Consider the following 22487-nt stretch of genomic DNA (forward strand, 5'->3'; position numbering starts at 1 on the left):
TCCGCAGTCAGCGTACTTGTCTCTTCAGCGATAGCAACAGCTTCAGATGATGTATTCTCTGCAACTTCAGCCACTTCATGATCAGCCTCGTTGGATGAGGAAGCTCTGCGTCCTGAAGCTAATAGTTCCTCTGGTGGATGTTCGCAGGGCAGTTTACGTCCAATAAGTTCTTCCAGAGAATGAAGCAAGAAAGCGTCATCTTCACCAATCAGGCTGATGGAGGTTCCAGTTTTACCTGCACGACCAGTCCGGCCAATGCGATGAACATAATCCTCCAGGTCCTCAGGAAGGTTGAAATTGATTACATGGCTGACATCATCCACATGAATGCCTCGACCAGCAACATCGGTTGCAACCATGACTTCAATTTCACCTGAACGGAAAGCTTCTAGGGTGCTCACCCGCTTGCGCTGAGTCACTTCGCCTGACAGCATGGCAACTTTCACACCTTTCTTGCGCAGACCTTCAAACAAACGGCGTGTCTGATCTCGGCGATTGGCAAAAATCATCACACGGGAAAGCTTGCGCTCTTTAATAAGGTTGAAGATAACCCGGAACTTTTCATCTTCGGCCACCATGTAGGCAATCTGCTCTACATTGTCAGTTGTCAGATGTTCAGTTTCGATAGCGACATGGACGGGATTATGAGTCCATTGCTCAGCCAAGGCGAGAATATCCCCGGAGTAGGTCGCACTGAAAAGTAAGGTTTGACGATCGCCTGTACGTGGTGTCTGACGAATGATACGGCGCACATCGGGGATAAAGCCCATGCTCAACATCCGATCAGCTTCGTCAAGCACAAGAATCTCAACATCACGAAGATTCACGTTTCCACGTCCGATGAAATCGATAAGACGACCCGGCGTTGCTACCAGAATATCAATACGCTCATTAACCAGCTGCTCACGCTGCTTCTCAAAGTCCATGCCTCCCAGAATACTCAACACCTTAAGTGGCGTGTATTTGGTCAAGGCATCGGCATCCTTGGCAATTTGCATTACCAACTCACGGGTAGGCGCCAGAATCAGAGCTCGCGGGGTTCCTTTAGGCAATACGACATCCAAAGGATAATCCATCAGATCGGTAATAATACTGACCAGGAAAGCTGCCGTTTTACCAGTGCCTGTTTGAGCTTTACCGGTAATATCACGGCCAGAGAGACTATGAGGCAGGGTTTTGGACTGAATGGGACTGCAGTATTCAAAGCCCAGATCAGCAATTGCATGCAGCACATCGTCCGGAAGGCTCAAGTCATGGAATCGCACCTTACCTTCAGCAGGCATGACATTGAATTCTTCAGGCTTCCACGAAGTATCTACCGCTTTACCAACACTCACTTCATTAGAATCAGAAGACTCATTCCCCGCCTGTTCCTGTTTCTGGCGTGGCTGATCAGAGCGGCGAGAGGATGGACGACGACGGTTACCATTGGTGTTACGTCGACGACCATTGCGGCTACGGGAAGAACGGGAATTGTTACCTCCCTCTTCTTGTGAATTTGAAGCCTGCTTGTTCTGATCCTTCGGTGCTTGTTCTTGCATCGAGTCCTCTCTGGTGGGTGAGTCACACTTAATCGATTCTGCGTCTAAATGGCGGTAAGGCATCAAGTAATGTCTTTCCGTAACGTTTAGAGACCACCCTGCGATCAAGCAGTGTGATTCGACCTGTGTCCTGTTCAGTTCTTAATAATCTGCCGGCGGCTTGTACCAATCGAATGCTTGCATCGGGCATCGAGATTTCCATAAAAGGATTCCCTCCCCGCTTCTCAATCCACTCGGCGAGCCCTGCATCTACAGGGTTATCCGGTACAGCGAACGGAATTTTCGCAATGATAACATGAGTTAAGTACTTACCGGGCAAATCTATACCTTCTGCGAAAGATGCCAAACCGAAAAGCACACTTCCCTCTCCATCATCAATTCGCTCTTTGTGTATACGCAAAACTTCCTGCTTGCTCATTTCACCCTGTGCCGTGACGCGTTCCTGCCAGCGCGGAATCATAGCCTCTTTCACCGCCTCCATTTGGCGACGGGAACTGAAGAGAACCAGAGAGCCTTCATTAGCATCCAGCGTAGACTCAAGCCAGCGTGTGATTTCTGCAGTGTGAGCATCCGCATTGCCGGGCTCTGCCTGAATTTTGGGCACCCACAACTCAGCAGCGGCGGGATAGTCAAACGGACTTTGAACCCGCTCATAGCAACCATCAGAGGGCAGTCCAGCCCGCATCATCAGCCGGTCAAAACGATTAAGCGCCGTGAGTGTCGCGGAGCAAACAACGGCAGCAAAACAACGATTCCAAAGATTTTGACGCAATCTTTCTGCCGCCAGAATAGGACTGGAGCAAAGATTAGTATCCAGCGTGTCTTGATAATCGAGGCGCTCCGCCCAGCGTGCCAAAGGTATTGCACCCTCAGGATCGCTGTTAGCATAGGTCCCGCAGAGCGCTCTGGCATCCTGGACGCGGGCCAGCATTTGCCCGACAACCGGAAACCAGGACTCAGCTTCTTTAGCCGATAAATCAGGGTCATCGCCACCCATCGCTTGCTGCAAACCACGGTTGAGACGATCCAGCAGTGCTGATAAAGCCACAAAACCCTGGCGCAATTGTTCGGCAATTGTTTGAACTTCCCCTGGCACACGCCCCTCAGCGAATCGATGCACCGGACGCGCATTATCCGCAAAGTCGTCCCAGGTAACCAAATTACTGATCAGCTCATTGAGGTACAGCAGGTTTTGCTCAAGAGGACGAATTTCCGAAGGTATTTGCTCGACCGCTCTCACCATCTCCCCGGTAAGTCGTAACTGAGCCGCCATTGAGGCCATGCTTTTATTCAGCTGTTTAAGCCAGCGGTCGGTACCACGCAAAGTCATAGAAAAGGTGAAGTGGCCTAAAGCTTTATCAGGCAAATGATGTCCTTCATCGAAGACATAAATAGCTTTCTCGGGAGCTGGAAGAATAACACCTCCGCCCAACGATAGATCAGCCAGAACCAGATCATGGTTAGCGACGATACAGTCAGCTTCTTCAACAGACTCGCGCGCTTTATAAAACGGGCACTGGTTATAGAACTGGCAACGGTGTCGGCTACACTGCTGGTGATCGGTAGTGACCCGGGACCAAAGATTATCCGGAAGAGGATCAATCAACGCATCTTTATCGCCATCCCAGGCACCGGTAGCCCACTCCTTTAACAAGCTCTCAAAAACGGCGAGTTGATCTTTATCCTGAAGAGTGTCCTGCTCAAAGAGAGCCATAGTCGGATCATTGGCCTGACCGCTGGTAAGTCGATCAAGCTTTTGTGGGCACATATAGCGAGCACGCCCTTTAGCCAGAGCATAACTAAAAGTCATGCCCGCAAATTTGACGAGATCAGGAAGATCCTTCTGAACGATTTGCTCTTGTAACGCAACAGTCGCGGTGGAAACAATGACCTGTTTTTTCCAGGCACGCGCCAGAGGTATTGTCGCAAGCAGATAGGCAATAGTTTTACCTGTGCCAGTGCCTGCTTCTATTACACAAAGGTGATTTCCTTCCTGCCGTTTACTCTCATTGTCCTGAACAATGCCTCCAAGAGTGCGTGCTATTGAGCCAATCATCTGGCGCTGCCCCAGACGCGGTTTTAACTCGCGCGCTTTGAGGTAAGTTCGGTAGGCAGTTTGAATTGCCTGCTTTTCGACATCGCCAAGCATGAAAGGTTGTACTCCGGATAACTGGATCAAGCGCAGAAAGTGTAACGGTTTTCATCGGGTCACGTCGCCTGCTTTCACAACACTGCCTTATCAGAGCTGACCAGAAAACTAACTCCAGGGGATGTTTGAGAGGCAGGTAATGCGAGACAACCACTTTCTTTACATCGAGATTTTACTGTATATACTTCCATGTACTGTATAAACAAACAGATATTAAGACAATGATTAAACTTACTCAGCGCCAGTCAGAAGTTCTTGCCTGTATTCGTCGCTACATTGAGATGACAGGCTTTCCGCCCACTCGCGCAGATTTGGCACGTGAGCTGGGTTTCCGTTCTCCAAATGCCGCCGAAGAGCATCTAAAGGCACTGGCCCGTAAAGGGGCCATTGAAATCATACCGGGTGCTTCTCGTGGCATTCGCCTTCCTGATGAACCTTCATCCAGCAACGACGAAAGCTTTCAGGGCCTGCCTGTGATAGGCCGGGTTGCTGCCGGTAGCCCGGTACTTGCACAAGAACACATCAGTGAACACTGCCAGGTGTCTCCGGAATTCTTCAATCCGAAAGCAGACTATTTACTTCGGGTACAGGGGATGAGTATGCGTGATGCGGGCATTCTTGATGGTGATCTCTTGGCCGTTCATCGCACCCAAGATGCTCGCAATGGACAAATCGTCGTAGCAAGACTTGGCGATGACGTCACTGTTAAACGTTTTGAGCGCCAGGGCAACAAGGTTCAACTTATTGCAGAAAATCCTGACTTCTCACCTATCGAAGTCGACCTGAAAAATGAAGAACTGATCATCGAAGGACTTGGTGTCGGAGTGATTCGCAGAGGTAACTGATAATGCAGATGCAGCAGGAGTTAATTTTCTCTCAACAGAGCAGCCTTGTAGTTCCACCCATGCAATGGAACTCAGAGCTGTCTTTGAAAGAAGCAGACAATGACACGGAGGGAGGAATTACCGAAGTTGTAATCAGCCCAAAACAAGCAGGAAACGTGCAGTGGCTTTTACCACTTCTGGCCCAGCTTAGTTTCGATAATCGCTGGTTTACGTGGATTTCCGCTCCTGCAAGCATCGACAAGAACAGTCTCTTGAGTACCGGCATCGATCCCAACAAATGCCTGCTAATCAAACCCAGCGAACATCTATCAACTTATACCTTGGCCACAAAGGCATTACGGCTTGGTAATTGTCATCTCGCAGTATGCTGGCCCACCAAAGAAATTAGTACGCATGAGTATGAAGGGCTTGAGAGAGCAGCAGAAGAAGGTGATAGTCGCTGCATTCTGATTAGAATGCGTTAAGTGGTAGTTTTTAGCGCATTAGCTATCGATTAGCCCTGCCAGCATTCGCTACGCGTGAAATGACGATTTTAACCTGGGCTATTTAACCTTATAGTTTATGGTCATGCCCAAGATTACGCACTTGGGCAACCAGACTTGACATATTAATGAAGAATCTTCGGCCGCTCTTCTTCCCGGGCCTTCTCTTCCTTTTCTGCAAGACGCTCAGTAATGGCATGGACGCCTGCTGTCAGCATTTCACGTGCCATTTCAGCGTAATCATCTCCCATGAACTCTTTCATTTCAGAGGTGATATTAAGTCGTATTAATGGCAAAGCTTCAGACTCTTCCTGAATCTGTAGCAATAACTCGCCACTCTCGAGCTCAACAATTTCAAGCACTCGGGTCTCTTCCAGAATACCCGCCAGTTTATCCGCCACGTCTACTCCTCAAACTCCAGTCAGCAAACACATTAGCTGCTTACCACTCCTGAAGTGTTTTTCTACCTTCTTCAATGATATCGCGAAGATTCTTTAGCCAGCCTTGCAGCTGCTTTTGCACGTCTTCGTCATTTTGATGATCAGAATCCACCTGAACCACCTGAATCTCCGAGGCGCTAGCGGCAGGAGATGTAAGCCCTGCATCCTCTTTAACCTGCCAACAAGCCTGATACGCCCTTGAGAGCTGGCTTAGCCAAGAACTCTTACTTTCAAGCAAAGCTACCAGTGCCACGTACTCAGGCCCTTCGAAACCGCGCTCTTCAAGCAGAGAACCAAGATCAAAGTCTGAGCACAACTGAACCGCCGGAATGCTGTATGCCTCAGCCAGCTCCACAAGATAGGCACGATAAGCAGCGTACAGGTGAAAAAGTACGGACTCCTGATAGGAATCAATCAAGGCATGACGATGCCAGCTTTGTGCTGACATCGCTTGGCTCAACGCTTCCAGGTGCAGGCGAGCAAAGTAGAGTTTCTGATTGGTACGGCGAGCGTACAACGATGACATAGCGACTCCTGACTACCCTGAAAGGCAAAAGGTAGAGTTAAAGGCACTCAGCCTTCAACCCATTTCCCATCCTTGAAGTGCGCTTTCCATCCCGTGGCTTTACCGTCTTTTTCCGTCATCACGTATTGCTCTTTTGTCTTGCGACTAAAGCGAACCATGGTTGGATTGCCATCCTGATCCTTAACCGGCGCTTTCATAAGGAAATCGTATTTAGGATCGATTTCATTTTTATGGGGCAAAAGCTCGTGAATGAAAGGCGCCCGGGTTTCACGATTTTTTGGAAACTTACTCGCTGCCAGAAAAAGTCCTGTAGCACCATCACGCAGAACGTAATGATCCTCAACTTTGCTGCACGCCAGCTCAGGCATAGGAACGGGATCCATTTTGGGTGGAGCCGCCTCACCATTTTTCAGTAACTTGCGGGTATTGGAGCAGGACTCATTGGTACAGCCAAAGTATTTTCCAAAGCGACCAGATTTGAGCTGCATATCGCTTCCGCACTTATCACACTCGATGAGTGGGCCGTCATAACCTTTGATCTTGAAACTACCTTTTTCTACTTCGTAGCCTGAGCAATCAGGGTTATTACCACAGATATGCAATTTACGATCAGCATCTAAAAGATAGCTTTCCATCGCCGTACCACATTTGCCACAGCGCTTACGACTTCGAAGCAAACGGGACTCTTCCTCTTCATCCGCCTCTGCGCTCACCACTTCATCACCAGGGATCAAGTTGATCGTCCCTTTACAGCGCTCAGCGGGAGGCAGATTGTAGCCTGAACACCCAAGGAACACGCCCGTGGTGCCAGTACGAATCATCATAGGGCGGCCACATTTCGGACAGGGAATATCTGTCTCCGTTGGCGAGTTTGCCCGCATGCCGCCGTCATCATCATTGGCAGCATCAAGCTTGGCACTGAAGTCTTTGTAGAAAGCATCAAGCAAATGTCGCCAATCCTGTTTGCCACTGGCAACATCGTCAAGACGCTCCTCCATCTTCGCGGTGAAAGAGTAGTCCAACAAGTCCGGGAAGTTTTCGACCAGTCGGTCAGTAACGATGTCACCGATTTTTTCTGCGTAGAAGCGGCGGTTTTGCACCTGCACATAACCACGCTCCTGAATGGTAGAAATAATCGCCGCATAAGTTGAAGGACGACCGATACCACGCTTTTCAAGCTCTTTAACCAGACTCGCTTCGGTGTAGCGTGGAGTCGGCTTGGTAAAATGCTGGCTGGGCAACAGTTCCTGAAGATCAAGCACCTTACCCACTTCAATATCCGGCAGAATGACATCTTCTTCTTTCTTGCCTGCAGGTGGCTGCACTTTGGTATAACCATCAAACTTCAGGATGCGGCCACGTGCCTTAAGTTCATAATCGCCCGCAGTCACGGTTAGCGATGAACTCAGATAACGCGCTGGAACCATCTGACAGGCAACAAACTGGCGCCAGATCAACTCATACAAACGCTCAGCGTCTCGATCCATACCACTCAACTGCGTTGAGCGAACGTCAACACTGGAAGGTCGAATGGCTTCGTGAGCCTCCTGTGCGCCTTCTTTGCTGGTATAGATATTGGCTGACTCAGGCAGATAGTCATTGCCGTATTCGGAGGCAATGTGCTCTCGAACACTGGCAATCGCATCTTGTGAAAGGTTGGTGGAGTCCGTACGCATATAGGTGATGTAACCCGCCTCATAAAGGCGCTGAGCCAACATCATGGTTTTCTTCACACCAAAGCCCAGACGAGTACTCGCGGCTTGCTGTAGCGTTGATGTGATAAATGGCGCGGACGGCTTGCTAGTCGTCGGTTTGTCTTCACGATCAACCAGCTTGTAGCTTGTGTTCTTAAGTGCAGACAGGTGCTCGTCCATCGCTGCTTTTGAGCCAGGACGAAACGCCCCCTTGGCATCCTTAGTCACCTGAAAACGCAACGAGTCCTTTGCTGATTTAAGATCAGCAGCCAACTCCCAGTATTCCTCGGGAACAAAGGCACGAATCTCACGCTCACGCTCGACAATCAAACGCACTGCCACAGACTGAACGCGTCCGGCAGACAGACCTCGAGCAATTTTCGCCCATAACAATGGCGAAACCATATAGCCGACAACACGGTCGAGGAAACGACGAGCCTGCTGAGCATGCACTCGGCTCATATCAAGTTTGCCAGGGCTATCAAAGGCCTGCTTGATCGCGTTTTTGGTAATCTCGTTGAAAACCACACGACGGTAGCGCTGATCATCACCACCAATGGACTCCTTCAGGTGCCAGGCAATCGCCTCCCCTTCTCTATCCAAATCCGTCGCGAGATAAATAGCATCAGCGTCTTTGGCAAGACGCTTAAGTTCATCTACGACTTTTTCCTTGCCAGGAAGAATCTCGTAATGTGCGTCCCAATTATGATCAGGATCCACCCCCATGCGGGCAACAAGTTGCGTATGGGCTTTCTGGGCTTTGTAGACCACTTTTTCCTCAGCAGACATCTTACGAGTCTTGGCTGCTTCCTGCGCTCGCTGCTTGGCGTCGACAGGCTTACCGCTTCCGCTGGTCGGCAGATCGCGAATGTGCCCTACGCTTGACTTAACAACGTACTCAGAACCCAGATACTTGTTGATGGTCTTGGCTTTGGCAGGTGACTCTACAATGACTAATACTTTACCCATATGCCTCGTAATACCCCTTTTAAGGTGGGTGATGGCCACAGCCAGCTTGGTCTTGAACTAAAAATGACTCGATCAGAGATGACCAGAGGCGGTGCGCGCGGCACTTATAGCGACCCGGAAACATCTTTGTCAAGTGCCAGCATGAGCCGCAAGTGGGGCAACACACTGAAAGATCAGCTTTTTCTCATGCCTGAAAAGGAAACGATCCAAATCTTATCGCTCCTTTTCTCAGGCAAAGATTCTTTAAGGACGATCAGGAAACCTGAACCACTGACCCGGCCTTATTAGGGAATAGCAGAATCTCCGGATAATAAGCAAGGGCTTTAATCTTGGCCTTTACGACCAGCAGCTTTATAGACACACTACGCCTTTACCGGGAGCTCGCGAGGCGCAGCCACCGCTGGTACTCTACTTTGTCTTATGCTCACTCACTATTAATGATGGAGTTTTCTGGCACTTATGTGGCTGACAGTTGTCATCGTCGTTCTTGTTCTTGTCCTGATTGCTTCGCTGGTGGTCAGTCATCTGGCTTATCGCAAAGAGCAGGAACTGGCAGCTATCGAAAATGCGTTTTCGGCTCAGCGGTCACGTTCCGAACACATTGATGACATCCAGATGGGAGTCCAGCATTTAAATCTGCCGACGCTTGCCTGGAATTATCTCATCGACTTCCACATTCATCTGCTCAATGAAATGAAGTCCATCAAACCTAATGCGCCCGGCATTGATGACACTATTCAGGAACAGGAGAATTTACGCGGCCAGCAAGGCTCTTATCAGATTCCGAATACGGATCGAGGCATCGTCAAAGCCCAGAAGTACATCAAGTTCACCTTGAGAGCCATGCGACAAATGCGCGGAGAGAATCTTCTCACCCCACACCAGCTGGAAGAAATTAATACCAAGCTTTCCTACTGCCACAACATTATCGAGATTGATGCGCATACCCATCAAGGCATTCACGCTCTCAACAAACGTCACTATCAGGAAGGCACTACACACTTAAAGCACGCACGGGCCTTGCTGATCAGAACACTTATGGACGATGCAGAGCGTGAAGTCCGTTTACACAAACTGGATAAGTATCTCGAAAACCCCTACGAGACACACCCGCCGGAAGACTCCGGCGAGCAATAAGCCAAGGGTTTTAGAACGCTGCGGCTACCCTTCCCGGTTGATACCCGGCGCGGCCTTCACAAATGCAAAGCGAGGCACCATCTCGCCCATCACCTCTACATTTTCACAGAAGGCACTGAGCGGACGCACCCACAGGCCTCGTTCACCGTAGAGCGCCTGATACAGCACCATCCACTCTTCGGTTTCGGTATGGCGGACAACATCCAGCACACGGTATTCACCTCCTTTAAAGTGAAGGTAATATCCCGGTTCGACTTTCTGGACTGATTCGCTCATTGATCGCTCCTTTTAGGCTCGTCTTACCTGCTCCCACTGCTTAGTCAGTCGTTTGGCTGATATCGGCTGGAGCGTTCCAAGTTGTTGGGCAAATAAAGAAATACGGTACTCCTCGAGCATCCAGCGGAATTCCTCCAAGGCTGGGTCGATAATCCCGTGTTTCTCATGAGCTTTCTTTCGTTCAGCGTACTGCAGCCAGAACTGCTGCAACTCCTGACTGACTGCCTGCTCTTTTCCTAAGTGGTTCTGAAAGCGTTCTATTCGAACCTCTATGCCTTTCATATATACCGGCATACGGCGCAAGAATCGAAGGGGTGTTGCCGAGACAAATCCCTTGAAAACCAGATTCTCAAGCTGGGCTTTCATATCAGCCAGAATTAATGCCCAGGCCAGATTCACTTTCCCCTGTAAAAAACGAGCGACGCGATTTCGGCTTTCGAGCACCGATGCGACCAGCTGCGCTAGCTCATTGGCAGCGCTGACAAGTTCATTACGGTAAGTCTCGACATGTTGTCGATAACTGCCTGCATCCCTTGGCCAGTCCTTATCAAGCAGAAACACCTGCTCAAAAGCGGCGTTAATCACATCGTCAACCAGTTCTTCTTTACGCCCCACGGCAACGAAAAGCAAAGCCGACTGATTAAGCTTGGGCATATTCTTCTGCAGGTATTTAACCTGCTGCATCATCTGCAAGCGCAGCAAACGAATCAGTCCTTTTCGGAAAGATTCCTGTGCCTGAGCAGGCTCATCAAATACCTTGACCCCGATACTCTCCCCCTCATCCGTAAGGGCAGGATAGCCCTTAAGGCGAATACCACCCTGCTCTACGGTGACTTCCTCAGAGAGCTTCAGGTCTTCAGGCCATTCGATCAGGCCCTGTCTCTCCTGCTCTTGCAGCGTCATAGTCTCGATTTGCGCTTGCACCTGACCTGAGAACTGTTCGCTCAGGCGGGCCAAATCCCGACCGGAACCCAGAACCTTGCCTTTAGGGTCCAGCACCTGAAAATTGAAACGCTGGTGCTCATCAAGACTGACATCACGCCAGGCATCTTCAGGAATCTGCACCCCCGTCATTCGCCGTAACTGAAAACTCATTGCGTCCGTCAGGCTACCTTCTGTCGGTGGCATTGCCGCCAGCATTCCATCGACAAAATCAGGGATAGGCACAAAATGCCGGCGAAGCTGCTTTGGTAATCCTTTGAGCAGCGCAATACATTTATCCCGCAACATACCGGGCACCAGCCACTCAAGTCGCTCCTGAGGGAGCTGACGCAGTAATGCCACGGGCACCTTCAGCGTCACGCCATCTTCTTTCTGACCGGGCTCAAAACGATAATCGAGCGGCAACTCCATGCCCTGCCATTTGAAGACATCAGGATATTGATCCTCTGTAATCGCTTCTGCCTGATGTCGCATGAGATAGTCACGCGTCAGGAATAGCACTTTGTTGTCTCGTTTCTCGATGCGCTTGCGCCAGGACTCAAAGGAAGGGCCATCGACCACCTCCTCACCCTGAAAGTCACTGATCCGGTCTTTGTAGAAGCTGAACAAGGTTTCTTCATCGACAAGAATGTCGCGACGACGTGACTTAGCCTCAAGGCTCTCAACCTCTTCCAGCAGATCACGGTTATGAGCAAAGAAAGGCGCCTGAGTCTGATAATCACCTTGCACCAGTGCTTCACGAATAAACATATCCTGGCAGGTATCAGGCTCAATCTTGCCAAAGCTCACCTTGCGCCTGGCAACAATGATCAGCCCCCACAAGGTACGCTGCTGAAAGGCCAAAACCTCTGCACGTTTTCGCTCCCAGTGGGGCTCAAGATAGGTGTCTTTAAGCAACCCTCCGGCCAGAGGCTCAACCCAGGCCGGATCAATCTTGGCAACACAACGGCCATACAAGCGTGAGGTTTCAACCAGCTCTGATGACACCAGCCATTTGGGACGCTTTTTGAACTGCCCTGAGCCAGGGAAGATCATAAACTTGCGATTACGCGTTCCCTGATAATCACCCTCTTCCGTTTTCTGACCAATATTGCTAAGAAGGCCCGTCAGCAGAGACTGATGGATGGCATCATAACCGCCCGGCTCTGTGTTGGTTTTCAGTTGCATATCCTTGGCGAGAATATGCAGCTGGCGATGCACATCACGCCATTCGCGCATCCTCAGAAAGTTCAGATACTGCTTCTTGCAGTATTGCCGAAGCTGGTTCTGGCTCAGCTCCTGGCGCTGCTCTTCATAGCCCTGCCACAGGTTCACATAACTGAGAAAGTCACTGTCGTCGTGCAGCCACTGACGATGCTTCTCATCCGATGCCTGCTGTTTATCAGCGGGACGTTCTCGCGGATCCTGAGAGCTGAGCGCACTGACGATAATCAGCATTTCCGATAGAACATTGCGCTCGGCACCCGCCAGTACCATGCGCGCCAAATGCGGATCGATAGGCAAGCGAGCCAACTGGCGCCCCAGTGACGTGAGCGCACGGTCCTGAGTGACTGCTCCCAATTCCTGTAGCAGTCTAAAGCCATCATTTACGAAGCGACTGTCAGGCTTTTCAATGAAGGGAAATGCACTGATATCCCCAAGCTTCAGTGACAGCATCTGCAAAATGACCGAGGCCAGATTGGTGCGCAGAATCTCAGCGTCGGTAAACTCGGGACGAGAAAGAAAGTCATCTTCGCTGTAGAGACGAATACAAATCCCCGGACCAAGACGGCCGCAGCGACCCTTTCGCTGATTGGCGCTGGCTTGAGAAACCGGCTCGATAGGTAATCGCTGAACTTTGGAGCGATAGCTGTAGCGACTGATACGAGCAACACCGGCATCAATCACGTAGCGAATACCGGGTACCGTTAACGAGGTTTCAGCCACGTTCGTCGAGAGAATAATGCGTCGACCACGTCCTGACGGGTGGAATATTTTCTGCTGTTCAGCGGCTGTAAGGCGGGCATACAGCGGCAAGACTTCGGTATCGCGTAAATTCGCCCGGCGTAACACTTCGGCACTTTCACGGATTTCGCGCTCACCACTGAGAAATACCAGCACATCTCCAATCGGCAAGCGCTGTTGGCGTTCATGGCTAACCAGCTCTTCAACGGCAAAGACAATACCTTCGTACTGAGTCAGATCGCCGTCATCTGACTCTTCATCCAGACTTACTAACGGTCGATACCAGGTTTCGACGGGATAGGTGCGACCTGAAACCTCAACGACGGGACAATTCCCAAAGTGCTTGGAGAAGCGCTGAAGATCAATGGTCGCAGAAGTGATGATGATTTTAAGGTCAGGGCGTTTGGGCAAAATCTGGCGAAGATACCCCAACAGGAAGTCGATATTCAGGCTTCGCTCATGAGCCTCGTCGATAATCAGCGTATCGTATTGCTGCAGCAGCGGATCATGCTGGGTTTCAGCCAGTAAGATACCATCCGTCATTACTTTCAGGCGGGTCTTTGCGCTTGACTCGTCGGTAAATCGAACCTGATAGCCGACCCCTTCACCAACAGAAGTTTGCAACTCTTCGGCAAGGCGTGTGGCAACCGCGCGCGCTGCCAAGCGTCGAGGCTGAGTATGACCAATTTTCCCCTGCATACCGCGTCCAAGCTCAAGACAGAACTTAGGCAGCTGCGTCGTTTTACCTGATCCGGTTTCCCCTGCAATGACCACTACCTGATGCTTTTCAATAAGCGCAAGCAATTCCTCACGCTTCTGTGATATCGGCAACTCCTGATCATAAGCAAAACGCAGCGATAGCTGCTTGCGCTGCTCAAGCGTTGACGCCGAGGTTTCAATCAGCACTTCAAGTTTACTGAGGAGCTTGTCATAGGGTCGGTTTTGACGCGCGGCTTTTTTAACTGCCCCCAGAATCTTTCGGGCATTGACAGCATCCTGGGTCAGACATTGATCAAGGCGGTCATAGTATTCAGAAAACGTAGGTTGGGTCACTGGCTATCCCATGGCAGGCGGTGGCGCAAAAGGGTGGTCATTATAAGAAAGTCCGCCAATGACTGCAGCCCCGATCCGTTTCATGGCACGAAGTGTTCACACGTGGCGATAAATGGAGAATTCTGTCGAGAACATCACCGGCGCCGTCGTTTACGGCTACTCTTGAACCTGAGCAGCTGTTAACCTTGCCTCTATTACTCAGAACACTTTTATCCGCTTATATGATGAAATATCGCCTGTCCCGGCAATTGTTACTCTGGAGCGCTTTACTGACAGCGCCCGGCATCGCCTCTGCACAATTAATGGAGCTACTACCTGACCGCCCGATTCTTCAGGACGTGATGAACCGTGATGTCCATGTGGTTGTCCGACTGGTACAACCCTCAGATCAGGGCTCGCTGCTACCTCTTTCAACACCTGAAGAAGTGGGCGTGGATGTTAACTCACGCCGCAGCATTCTCACTTCCTCTATTAAAGCGGATAGCGACGCTGATACCACAAGCTACTCACTGGACTATCGCGTCAACGGCCCCGGCGACCATATTTTTTATGCGATTTCAAAACCCCGCTGGGAGCAGGAAGCGCAACGCATGGTCACGGAATATGCCAAAGTCGTGGTTGATGCTTACGGCATGGGTGATGGCTGGGATACCTTGCTGGGCTTCCCTATTGAAATCCAGCCACTCAGTCGCCCCTATGCGCTCTGGGTCGGCAACGTCTTCGAAGGCATTGTGCTACGACAGGGTGAGCCCGTGCCTTACGCTGAGTTAAAAGTGGTTTATCACAACACTGGCAATGTTGTGATGCCAGCCGACAGCTATTTTGAACAGATCATCCGTGCCGATAGCACGGGCACCTTTACCTATGGCATTCCTCTGGCAGGCTGGTGGGGGTTCTCAACGACGACCCTGGCAGAGCAGCCAATGAAAAACCCCGAAGGTGACCGCGTGAATCATGAAGAGACAGCAACGATGTGGATTCACGCGCTGGATATGAGCAAGGCACACTAGAGGAACTCCCATGCGCTTTCACCTGATGATGATGTTACTGGCGCTGGGTCTGATAAGCCCGGCGGCTCACGCCCATAAGCTCAAGCTATTCATTACCCTTGATGGCGACCGGCTGTCAGGACAGACCTACTATGTCGATGGTGGCCCAGCTCCTGCAACCAGCGTCAAACTGTTGAACAAGGATGGCCAAACGATTACTCAGATTTTGTCTGATGCCGACGGCTATTTCCGTTTGCCTCTGCCAGGTCGTGGAGAGGTGATGGTAGAAGCCGATGCAGGCCCGGGCCACGTTGATCACGTACATCTCGAACACTCTCCGGTGACGACAGAAAATACTGCTGAGAACACCAGCGCTCCCGAGGCTGAGCATCTGAGCCTGGGCGTTATCCAGCACCAGCTGGATGGTATCCAGGAACAATTGCGTCAGCATGACCAGCGTACGCGGCTGTTTGATATCTTTGGCGCCTTTGGCTATATCCTTTTTATGGTTGCCGTCGTCATTCTGTGGCGCCTCCAGCAGCAACGCAGGCAGCGCTAACTCAGTGCTGAACAAATAAAAAAGCTCCCTTCCGGGAGCTTTTTACTTAGTCAGACCCAACAACTCAGTCCGACGGCACAAACTTCAGCGCTGTGGAATTGATGCAGTAACGAAGACCCGTAGGTGGTGGGCCGTCCTCGAAAACGTGTCCCAAATGAGCCTGACAATCGTTACATTTCACTTCCGTACGCACCATACCATGGCTCAGGTCTGACTCTTGCTCGATGGCATCATCTTTAGCCACATCATAAAAGCTGGGCCAGCCAGAGCCTGAGTCATACTTATGATCAGAGGAAAATAAGGGAGAATCACAGCAGATGCAGTGATACCAGCCAATGCCCTTGTGATGATAGTACTTGCCGGTAAACGGTGGCTCAGTGCCACACTGCCGACAAACGGCATATTGCTCCGGGGTCAGGGTGTCTGCCCATTCCTGTTCGCTTCGCTGTTTTTTTTCTGTTGTCATCGTTCTCTCTACCTACGTGGCCGGGCACCTCATAACTCATTCCCGATGTCATAAGGGCAGAGCTTGAAACCCCATTGGGCCTGCGTATGATGTGCAGACATACGAAAAGACATGCACATCCCCCTGCATGCCGATTACTTACTACCAATTGTGGGCTCTACTGCTAAATAGGGTTCACCCGCATATCTGTCAAGTCACCGCCCTGTGCCGGAGCAAGTTGCATCATGTCTGCCATTCGCAAGTCCCAGAAGCTTTTAAACGTCTGTTATGACATTCGCGGCCCTGTGATGCAGGAAGCCAAGCGAATGGAAGACGAAGGGCAGCGTATCATTAAATTAAACATCGGCAACCCTGCTCCCTTTGGCTTCGACGCGCCTCAGGAAATCATTTCTGACGTCATCCGCAACCTGCCAGAAGCACAGGGATACTGTGACTCCAAAGGGCTGTTTTCTGCCCGCAAAGCGGTGATGCACAGCGCCCAGGTGCGCAATATCGCTAACGTCACCATTGAAGATATCTACCTTGGTAATGGTGTTAGTGAGCTGATCGTCATGGCCATGCAGGCGTTGCTGGATAATGGCGATGAGGTTCTGGTACCCGCTCCCGATTATCCACTCTGGACCGCGGCGGTTAACCTCTCCGGCGGGAAAGCCATTCATTATCGCTGCGACGAGTCCCAAGGCTGGGAGCCGGACCTTGAGGACATGGAAAGAAAAATCACCCCGAAAACCCGCGGCATTGTTGTTATCAACCCCAACAACCCAACGGGCGCCCTCTACAGCCAATCGGTGCTTGAAGGCATCACTGAGCTTGCGCGCAAACATGGACTGCTTTTGTTTGCTGATGAAATCTATGATCGCATCCTGTTTGATGATGAAGTCCATGTTCCACTGGCTTCCTTGTCTGAAGATGTGCTCTGCCTGACCTTCAATGGCTTGTCAAAAACATATCGTGCAGCAGGTTTTCGTTCTGGCTGGATGATTCTCAGCGGGCCAAAGCATCTTGCCAAAGACTATATTGAAGGGCTGGATATGCTGGCCTCAATGCGCTTGTGCGCCAATGTCCCGGCGCAGCATGCAATTCAGACGGCACTGGGTGGCTATCAGAGTATTAATGACCTGCTCGTACCTGGCGGACGCCTTTATGAACAGCGCGACACGGCTTGCCGCCTGCTCAATGAGATTCCGGGCATTACCTGCGTCAAGCCTAAAGGCGCCCTCTATCTTTTCCCTCGTCTTGACCCGGAGATGTATCCAATTCACAACGATGAAAAGTTTGCCCTCGACCTACTTCGACAGGAGAAGGTGCTGATCGTTCAGGGCACGGGCTTTAACATGAGTGACACCCAGCATTTCCGTATCGTATTCCTGCCTCATCAACATCTCCTGGAAGATGCGATCGGTCGCATTGGGCGATTCCTTTCACGCTATAACGCCAGCTAGTCTTTACATAGAGAACCTGAGCGCAAGCCTGCGCTCAGGGATCATATTGGAGGGTGACCGCAAAATCCCCCTGCTGCTGGGAGTGATCCAGATACACAAAATCAGGACCTTCGCGCTTAAGCAGACGCTTGAGATTTGGCAAAGGCAGACTTTCATCCGCACCCCATAGCGCCAAAATTCCGCCGGGAACCAGCACGGGCTCCAGTCGTCGTAAGGCAAGACTGGCCTGCCTCTGTACATCCCCCTGCCCTTCATAACAGCGGACAATCGCGCCCTCCACATCAATATCTTTAGGAATACGACTCCAACACTGTGCCATCGGCTGCTCAATACACAGCATGCGCTCCTGCCCATGCCGAAGATGCTTATGCACCCGCTTGAGATGATTCAGGACCCAACGCTCAGCGCTGACATTAATGACCTGAGCAGCCCCTGCCGCAAGCGCCGCCGTAGAAACAAGGCTGTCCTTAGGCTCCAGATTCAACCAATGCAATCCCGGAAAATGGGACATAAGCGCACTGATCAACAGAGAGTCATCCGCCTGCCATCCATCAGCCTGATTCTCATCACTCCAGCTCAGATAGCGTGCACCCGCCCAGCCCTGAGTTGTCCCGTGGCAACACCATACGGCGGGCGCGCTCCCCCACTGCCTGACGGTGACGCCATCCACTACCAGAGACATAGCAACAGCTGAATTGCCCGCCACTTCTGACCAGACGCACTCAAACTCAGCCTCCCCCAATGAAGGCATAGACATAGAATCCAAATAGACCTCAAGCACCGGGGGTAACCAGTTAAGGCATACAGCGTCATCGAATAAAGTGACGAAGTTCGCCTCATCTTTCTCCAAGGAGGAAATCACTGTTAAAAGCGCTTCTAACTCTACAGAACTCAATACTTCAGCCTCTGATCAGGTTAAAGATAACCGTTGCTGCCTTTTCGGCAGGTAAAAAACAAAGTTTTCATCATGTATTTCAAGCTGGCAAGTCAAAAATCTCAAAATGGCTAATGCTTTCCAGCCACCACTGCAAGCGCTTTTGACACCGCCACAGTGCGCGTAACACTTTGAAAATAACGACAACTATTAATTTCTTGAATACCAACCCGCCCTCTCTATCTTAGAGACATCTGTAAAGATGGAGGTAAATCGGAATTATGCGAATCCTGCTTTTCTTGGCGACCAACGTGGCAGTTATGGTCGTAGCGGGTATCGTAATGAGCTTACTGGGTGTGGGATCAATTCTGAAGACAAATGGGGTGGATCTTGATCTTCAGAACCTATTGATCATCTGTGCAGTCTTTGGCTTCACAGGCTCCATCATCTCGTTGCTCATGTCGAAAACCATGGCAAAGTTTTCTACTGGCACAAAAATTATCGACTCTCCAAGAACCGCTCATGAAAAGTGGTTACTGGATACAGTCGCAGAGCTGTCCCACGAAGCAGGCATAAAGATGCCCGAAGTGGGTATCTTTCCTGCCCAAGAGGCGAACGCCTTTGCGACAGGCTGGAATAAAAATGATGCTCTGGTTGCTGTCAGTGAAGGTCTGCTAAGTCGCTTTCGCTCTGAAGAAGTGCGCGCCGTACTGGGACATGAAATAGGTCACGTCGCTAATGGTGATATGGTGACTCTGACCCTGATTCAGGGCGTCGTGAATACTTTCGTTATGTTCTTCGCTCGGATTATCGGTCATACCGTTGACCGTGCAATGAACAGCAATAATGAAAATAGCTCGGGTTACGGCATAGCCTATTTCGTTGTCACCATGATTATGGAAATAGTCTTTGGCATTTTGGCATCCATCATTGTTGCCTGGTTCTCACGGAAGCGTGAATTCAGAGCCGACGAAGCAGGAGCAAGACTTGCCAATAAAGATGCCATGATCAGTGCACTTCAGCGTTTGAAGCAGGAACAAGAGTTTCCTTCCCAGATGCCTGATCAGCTAACTGCGTTCGGGATCAGAAGCGGCAGCAAGTTGGGCCTGATGGCACTTCTTGCAAGTCATCCTCCGCTGGAAGAACGTATTCGCGCTCTAAGAGAGCATTAAAAAAGGGAGCAGCAAGCTCCCTTTTTATCATCCTGACTTTTAAAGAGTCAGCACTACAAGCTACATCACCAGCCAAAGCTCAGTTGCTCAGCCTCAATAACCTCAACCAGCTTGGGAAGCAGGAACTGATCAGTACCCTCAGTCTCCTCAAGCAAGGGCAGCTCGATCTGCCACTCATCGCTTGACAGACGCCGATAGCCCTTAGCCTTATATTCATCACAGTTCTGCTGCAACAAATGCCAGGCGGCATCAAAGTCCATCACGCGCGAACGACACTGAATGTTTTGCAATGATCCACGACTACAATAAGCTAGACGCCAAAAGCTCCAGTCACCTAGCAGATCCTGATGCAACAACAGACATATCGTCTCTGAGCTGGAAGACCACTTAAAACGCAAGCCGTCAGTCCTTACAATAAGTTTTTTGAAGGGCGCAGATTGAGCCCCAACCCTCTGAGAAAGTAAAGAGAACTTTATGAGCGCAACGCCCAGACCTCTTCGCATCGTTGCTGATGAAAACATGCCTGGCCTGCAAGCCCTTTTCTCAGGCCTGGGTGAAGTTACAGCCCTGCCCGGTCGCGACCTGGACCCTGAGATTGTCAAAGATGCGGACGTGTTACTGGTCAGATCAGTCACCAAGGTTAATGAAGCATTACTAGCAGATTCCAAAGTTCGCTTTGTCGGCAGTGCAACTATCGGCATGGATCACCTGGACAGACCATGGCTGGATAGCAGAAATATATTCCATACCAATGCGCCAGGCTGCAATGCTGAGTCTGTTGCAGACTATGTAATTGGCGTGCTCGCTCATCTTTTTCTGGTCGATGGCTATGATGGCTTTCACGATAAGCGCTTTGCGGTAATTGGCGCAGGCAATGTAGGCAGCCGTGTTGTAAAACGCTTGCGCGGCATGGGCCTCAATGTAGTGGTCAATGATCCGCCACTCGAGAAAAGTGGCACTCAACCCGAAGAAAGCTTTGTCTGTCTGGAAGACGCTCTCAAAGCCGATATCATCTGTATGCACACACCATTGGTCCGCGGAGGAGATCATCCAACAAAACACCTGATTGGCAAGGATGAGCTCAGCAAGATTCGACCAGGATCACTGTTGATTAACGCCGGCCGCGGCGATGTGATTGATAACAGCGCCCTACTTGCCCGTCTTGAGCAGCAACATGACTTCACTGTCGCGCTTGATGTCTGGGAAGGGGAGCCGGATGTACTTCGTGCGTTGATTCCTTTTACTCGGCTTAGCACTCCGCATATTGCCGGATACAGCCTCGATGGAAGGATGCGTGGCAGCTGGATGATTTATCAGTCTTTATGCCACTTTCTTGGCATGACGCCAGACATTGAACTGGAATCACTCCTGCCTTCGCCCTTTATCAGTGAAGCGAGGGTTCAGGGAGATACCAGCTTTGCAGACTGTCTGCGGCTGGTACCACTGACAGTGGATGTTCATCGTGAAAGTGAACGTTTTCGCCAGCATTATGCTGACAGCAATGAGCATCCCGGGCTTTTTGATCGCCTACGCAAGTCATACCCTCTGGCCCGCGAAATGAGCACGCTCAAAATCGCACTGGACAACGCCACCTCAGCTACGCAACATACCCTTTCAGCCCTCGGCTTCAGCCTTAAGGACGTATGAATGGCAGATGCACAGGAAGCACCTCATTCTCTTGAAGAGCTTTCACTAAAAATTGGTGATCCGCTGTATCTGGAAACCGTTAGCCCCAGCACCCGCTATGTGGTACGGCTGCTGGGCTACGCCAGCGGAAAGAGTCTTATGGTAAGCGCTCCAATCACTCAAGGGCGCCCTTTGATGCTCAAAGAAGGCAAGCCAGTAAAAGTTAGGCTACTGGCTGACAATCGGGTTTGTGGTTTCACCACCTCGGTATTAAAAGCTTGCCTGACACCCTTCAATTACCTACACCTGAACTATCCCAAAGACATCAATGTACTCGAGTACCGCAAAGCCAGCCGCATTGATATACGTCTGATTGTCTCGCTGGATGAGCTTATTGAAGGCAGCACTCCTGGACAATGGCCACGGCCAGCAGTATGCACCGACATCAGTACTAGCGGTGCGAAGATAAGCGCCAGTGATACCTTGGCTGAGATTGGAGAAACGCTCTATCTAACAGCGCGACTGGGTGTGGCTAATGTAGAGCAGGTTATTCGCATTCCCGTTGTCGTACGCAATAGAACGGTAGAAGAGGATGAAGGCGGGCAAAGTGTGTTTCATCACGGCGTAGAGTTCGCAGAAGTCGACGAGGAAACGCGTGTAGTCTTGTCTGGTTATGTTTACGAACAAATTTTACGAAATAAAAACTAGGTGAAGAGAAATAAAAGAAAGGGTGACCAGAATAAGGTCACCCTGAAAGAAGGGGTGTAAAACGTCTTCAAACAGTATTCGCCAAAAAGATGGTGTGACAGGGCTGCCAACTCCGTTTGCGAGCATCACACACTGTCATCAGAGTGCAATTGTCACAACATCCAGATCTGTATTTCCACGTTCATGCCAATAGCAGCATATTAGTCGCTGATATCACCAAGAACTACTGATTGCGTTCAGTACTATACGAAGGAGCAAGGATAGTAAACCATGTAACAATTTCGGTCAATCCAGCCCCAAAATCGACCAGCAAGTCTTTGATTAATAAAAAATTTATAAAACGCTTGACCACTCCCCCCTCCATCATTATTATTCGCCCCGCAGTTGAGCAAGTCGTTCCCTGATAGCTCAGTCGGTAGAGCAGCGGACTGTTAATCCGTTGGTCGCTGGTTCGAGTCCAGCTCGGGGAGCCATTCGGAGTGTAGCGCAGCCTGGTAGCGCGTCTGCTTTGGGAGCAGAATGTCGGGGGTTCGAATCCCTCCACTCCGACCACTCAATTTTGCACTTCTCCAGATATCGGAGTGTAGCGCAGCCTGGTAGCGCGTCTGCTTTGGGAGCAGAATGTCGGGGGTTCGAATCCCTCCACTCCGACC

The 22487-nt window shown here is 50.6% G+C and carries 19 protein-coding genes and 3 tRNA genes; 12 read left to right on the forward strand and 10 right to left on the reverse strand.

The window, feature by feature from the left end; genetic code table 11:
* Positions 1-1283: ATP-dependent RNA helicase RhlB (gene rhlB / locus ACKC9G_RS02410; protein ID WP_411403362.1), on the reverse strand; the 1283-nt coding region annotated here is incomplete at its 3' end.
* 286 nt (positions 1284-1569) lie between these two features.
* Entirely contained in the window at positions 1570-3690 is a 2121-nt protein-coding gene (gene dinG, locus ACKC9G_RS02415) for an ATP-dependent DNA helicase DinG (protein ID WP_411403345.1), read from the reverse strand.
* A 221-nt stretch (positions 3691-3911) separates the two neighbouring features.
* Between dinG and lexA the strand changes: the two genes are divergently transcribed.
* Positions 3912-4535, forward strand: a complete 624-nt coding sequence (lexA, locus tag ACKC9G_RS02420; protein WP_411403346.1) for a transcriptional repressor LexA — start codon at positions 3912-3914, stop codon at positions 4533-4535.
* 2 nt (positions 4536-4537) lie between these two features.
* A complete protein-coding gene (locus ACKC9G_RS02425; protein WP_411403347.1) occupies positions 4538-4999 on the forward strand; it encodes a cell division inhibitor SulA in 462 nt (153 codons plus the stop codon).
* Positions 5000-5142: 143 nt separating this feature from the next.
* Here ACKC9G_RS02425 and ACKC9G_RS02430 read toward each other — a convergent pair whose 3' ends face one another.
* From ACKC9G_RS02430 to topA, 3 genes are read right to left on the reverse strand one after another with little or no spacing between them, the layout of a single operon-like run.
* A complete protein-coding gene (locus tag ACKC9G_RS02430) occupies positions 5143-5418 on the reverse strand; it encodes a hypothetical protein (RefSeq protein WP_411403348.1) in 276 nt (91 codons plus the stop codon).
* Positions 5419-5458: 40 nt separating this feature from the next.
* Positions 5459-5983, reverse strand: coding sequence for a DUF6586 family protein (locus tag ACKC9G_RS02435; protein WP_411403349.1), 525 nt, complete (start codon positions 5981-5983; stop codon positions 5459-5461).
* A 47-nt stretch (positions 5984-6030) separates the two neighbouring features.
* The gene (gene topA / locus ACKC9G_RS02440) at positions 6031-8646 is read right to left on the reverse strand and encodes a type I DNA topoisomerase (RefSeq protein ID WP_411403350.1); all 2616 of its coding nucleotides are present in this window, start codon (positions 8644-8646) and stop codon (positions 6031-6033) included.
* Positions 8647-9105: 459 nt separating this feature from the next.
* Here topA and ACKC9G_RS02445 point away from each other — a divergent pair, with 459 nt between their 5' ends.
* On the forward strand, positions 9106-9783 hold the full coding sequence (locus ACKC9G_RS02445) for a hypothetical protein (RefSeq protein WP_411403351.1): 678 nt from the start codon (positions 9106-9108) through the stop codon (positions 9781-9783).
* 24 nt (positions 9784-9807) lie between these two features.
* On the opposite strand, the gene ACKC9G_RS02450 is transcribed toward ACKC9G_RS02445, so the two are convergent.
* Positions 9808-10059 carry a DUF1653 domain-containing protein gene (locus tag ACKC9G_RS02450; RefSeq protein ID WP_411403352.1) on the reverse strand — a complete coding sequence of 84 codons (252 nt, stop codon included), beginning with the start codon at positions 10057-10059 and terminating at the stop codon, positions 9808-9810.
* A gap of 12 nt (positions 10060-10071) precedes the next feature.
* Positions 10072-13998, reverse strand: coding sequence for an ATP-dependent RNA helicase HrpA (gene hrpA / locus ACKC9G_RS02455; RefSeq protein WP_411403353.1), 3927 nt, complete (start codon positions 13996-13998; stop codon positions 10072-10074).
* A gap of 224 nt (positions 13999-14222) precedes the next feature.
* Here hrpA and ACKC9G_RS02460 point away from each other — a divergent pair, with 224 nt between their 5' ends.
* Complete coding sequence (locus ACKC9G_RS02460) at positions 14223-15008, forward strand: DUF4198 domain-containing protein (RefSeq protein ID WP_411403354.1); 786 nt, start codon at positions 14223-14225, stop codon at positions 15006-15008.
* 10 nt (positions 15009-15018) lie between these two features.
* Positions 15019-15546 carry a carboxypeptidase-like regulatory domain-containing protein gene (locus ACKC9G_RS02465; RefSeq protein WP_411403355.1) on the forward strand — a complete coding sequence of 176 codons (528 nt, stop codon included), beginning with the start codon at positions 15019-15021 and terminating at the stop codon, positions 15544-15546.
* A 64-nt stretch (positions 15547-15610) separates the two neighbouring features.
* On the opposite strand, the gene msrB is transcribed toward ACKC9G_RS02465, so the two are convergent.
* Positions 15611-16012: a peptide-methionine (R)-S-oxide reductase MsrB gene (gene msrB / locus ACKC9G_RS02470; RefSeq protein WP_411403356.1), complete on the reverse strand. Its 402-nt coding sequence runs from the start codon at positions 16010-16012 to the stop codon at positions 15611-15613.
* Positions 16013-16236: 224 nt separating this feature from the next.
* On the opposite strand from msrB, the gene ACKC9G_RS02475 reads away from it, so the two are divergent.
* Positions 16237-17454 carry a pyridoxal phosphate-dependent aminotransferase gene (locus tag ACKC9G_RS02475; protein ID WP_411403357.1) on the forward strand — a complete coding sequence of 406 codons (1218 nt, stop codon included), beginning with the start codon at positions 16237-16239 and terminating at the stop codon, positions 17452-17454.
* Positions 17455-17488: 34 nt separating this feature from the next.
* On the opposite strand, the gene ACKC9G_RS02480 is transcribed toward ACKC9G_RS02475, so the two are convergent.
* Positions 17489-18205 (reverse strand): hypothetical protein, encoded by a 717-nt coding sequence (locus ACKC9G_RS02480; RefSeq protein ID WP_411403358.1) that lies wholly within the window; start codon positions 18203-18205, stop codon positions 17489-17491.
* A 401-nt stretch (positions 18206-18606) separates the two neighbouring features.
* Here ACKC9G_RS02480 and htpX point away from each other — a divergent pair, with 401 nt between their 5' ends.
* Entirely contained in the window at positions 18607-19500 is an 894-nt protein-coding gene (gene htpX, locus ACKC9G_RS02485) for a protease HtpX (RefSeq protein ID WP_411403363.1), read from the forward strand.
* Between the two features lie 65 nt (positions 19501-19565).
* Here the strand turns inward: htpX and ACKC9G_RS02490 are convergent, their stop codons facing one another.
* Positions 19566-19763: a hypothetical protein gene (locus ACKC9G_RS02490; protein ID WP_411403359.1), complete on the reverse strand. Its 198-nt coding sequence runs from the start codon at positions 19761-19763 to the stop codon at positions 19566-19568.
* A 211-nt stretch (positions 19764-19974) separates the two neighbouring features.
* On the opposite strand from ACKC9G_RS02490, the gene ACKC9G_RS02495 reads away from it, so the two are divergent.
* The 5 genes from ACKC9G_RS02495 (at position 19975) to ACKC9G_RS02515 (ending at position 22485) form a co-directional block, all read left to right on the forward strand.
* A complete protein-coding gene (locus ACKC9G_RS02495; protein ID WP_411403360.1) occupies positions 19975-21147 on the forward strand; it encodes a 4-phosphoerythronate dehydrogenase in 1173 nt (390 codons plus the stop codon).
* Complete coding sequence (locus tag ACKC9G_RS02500; RefSeq protein WP_411403361.1) at positions 21148-21834, forward strand: flagellar brake protein; 687 nt, start codon at positions 21148-21150, stop codon at positions 21832-21834.
* A 397-nt stretch (positions 21835-22231) separates the two neighbouring features.
* Positions 22232-22307 (forward strand) — tRNA-Asn (locus tag ACKC9G_RS02505).
* A gap of 2 nt (positions 22308-22309) precedes the next feature.
* A tRNA-Pro gene (locus tag ACKC9G_RS02510) sits at positions 22310-22386 on the forward strand.
* A gap of 25 nt (positions 22387-22411) precedes the next feature.
* A tRNA-Pro gene (locus tag ACKC9G_RS02515) sits at positions 22412-22485 on the forward strand.
* Positions 22486-22487: the final 2 nt, after the last annotated feature.

Origin of the sequence: Pokkaliibacter sp. CJK22405, from assembly GCF_046614695.1 — a bacterium.
Classification (GTDB): Bacteria; Pseudomonadota; Gammaproteobacteria; order Pseudomonadales; family Balneatricaceae; genus Pokkaliibacter.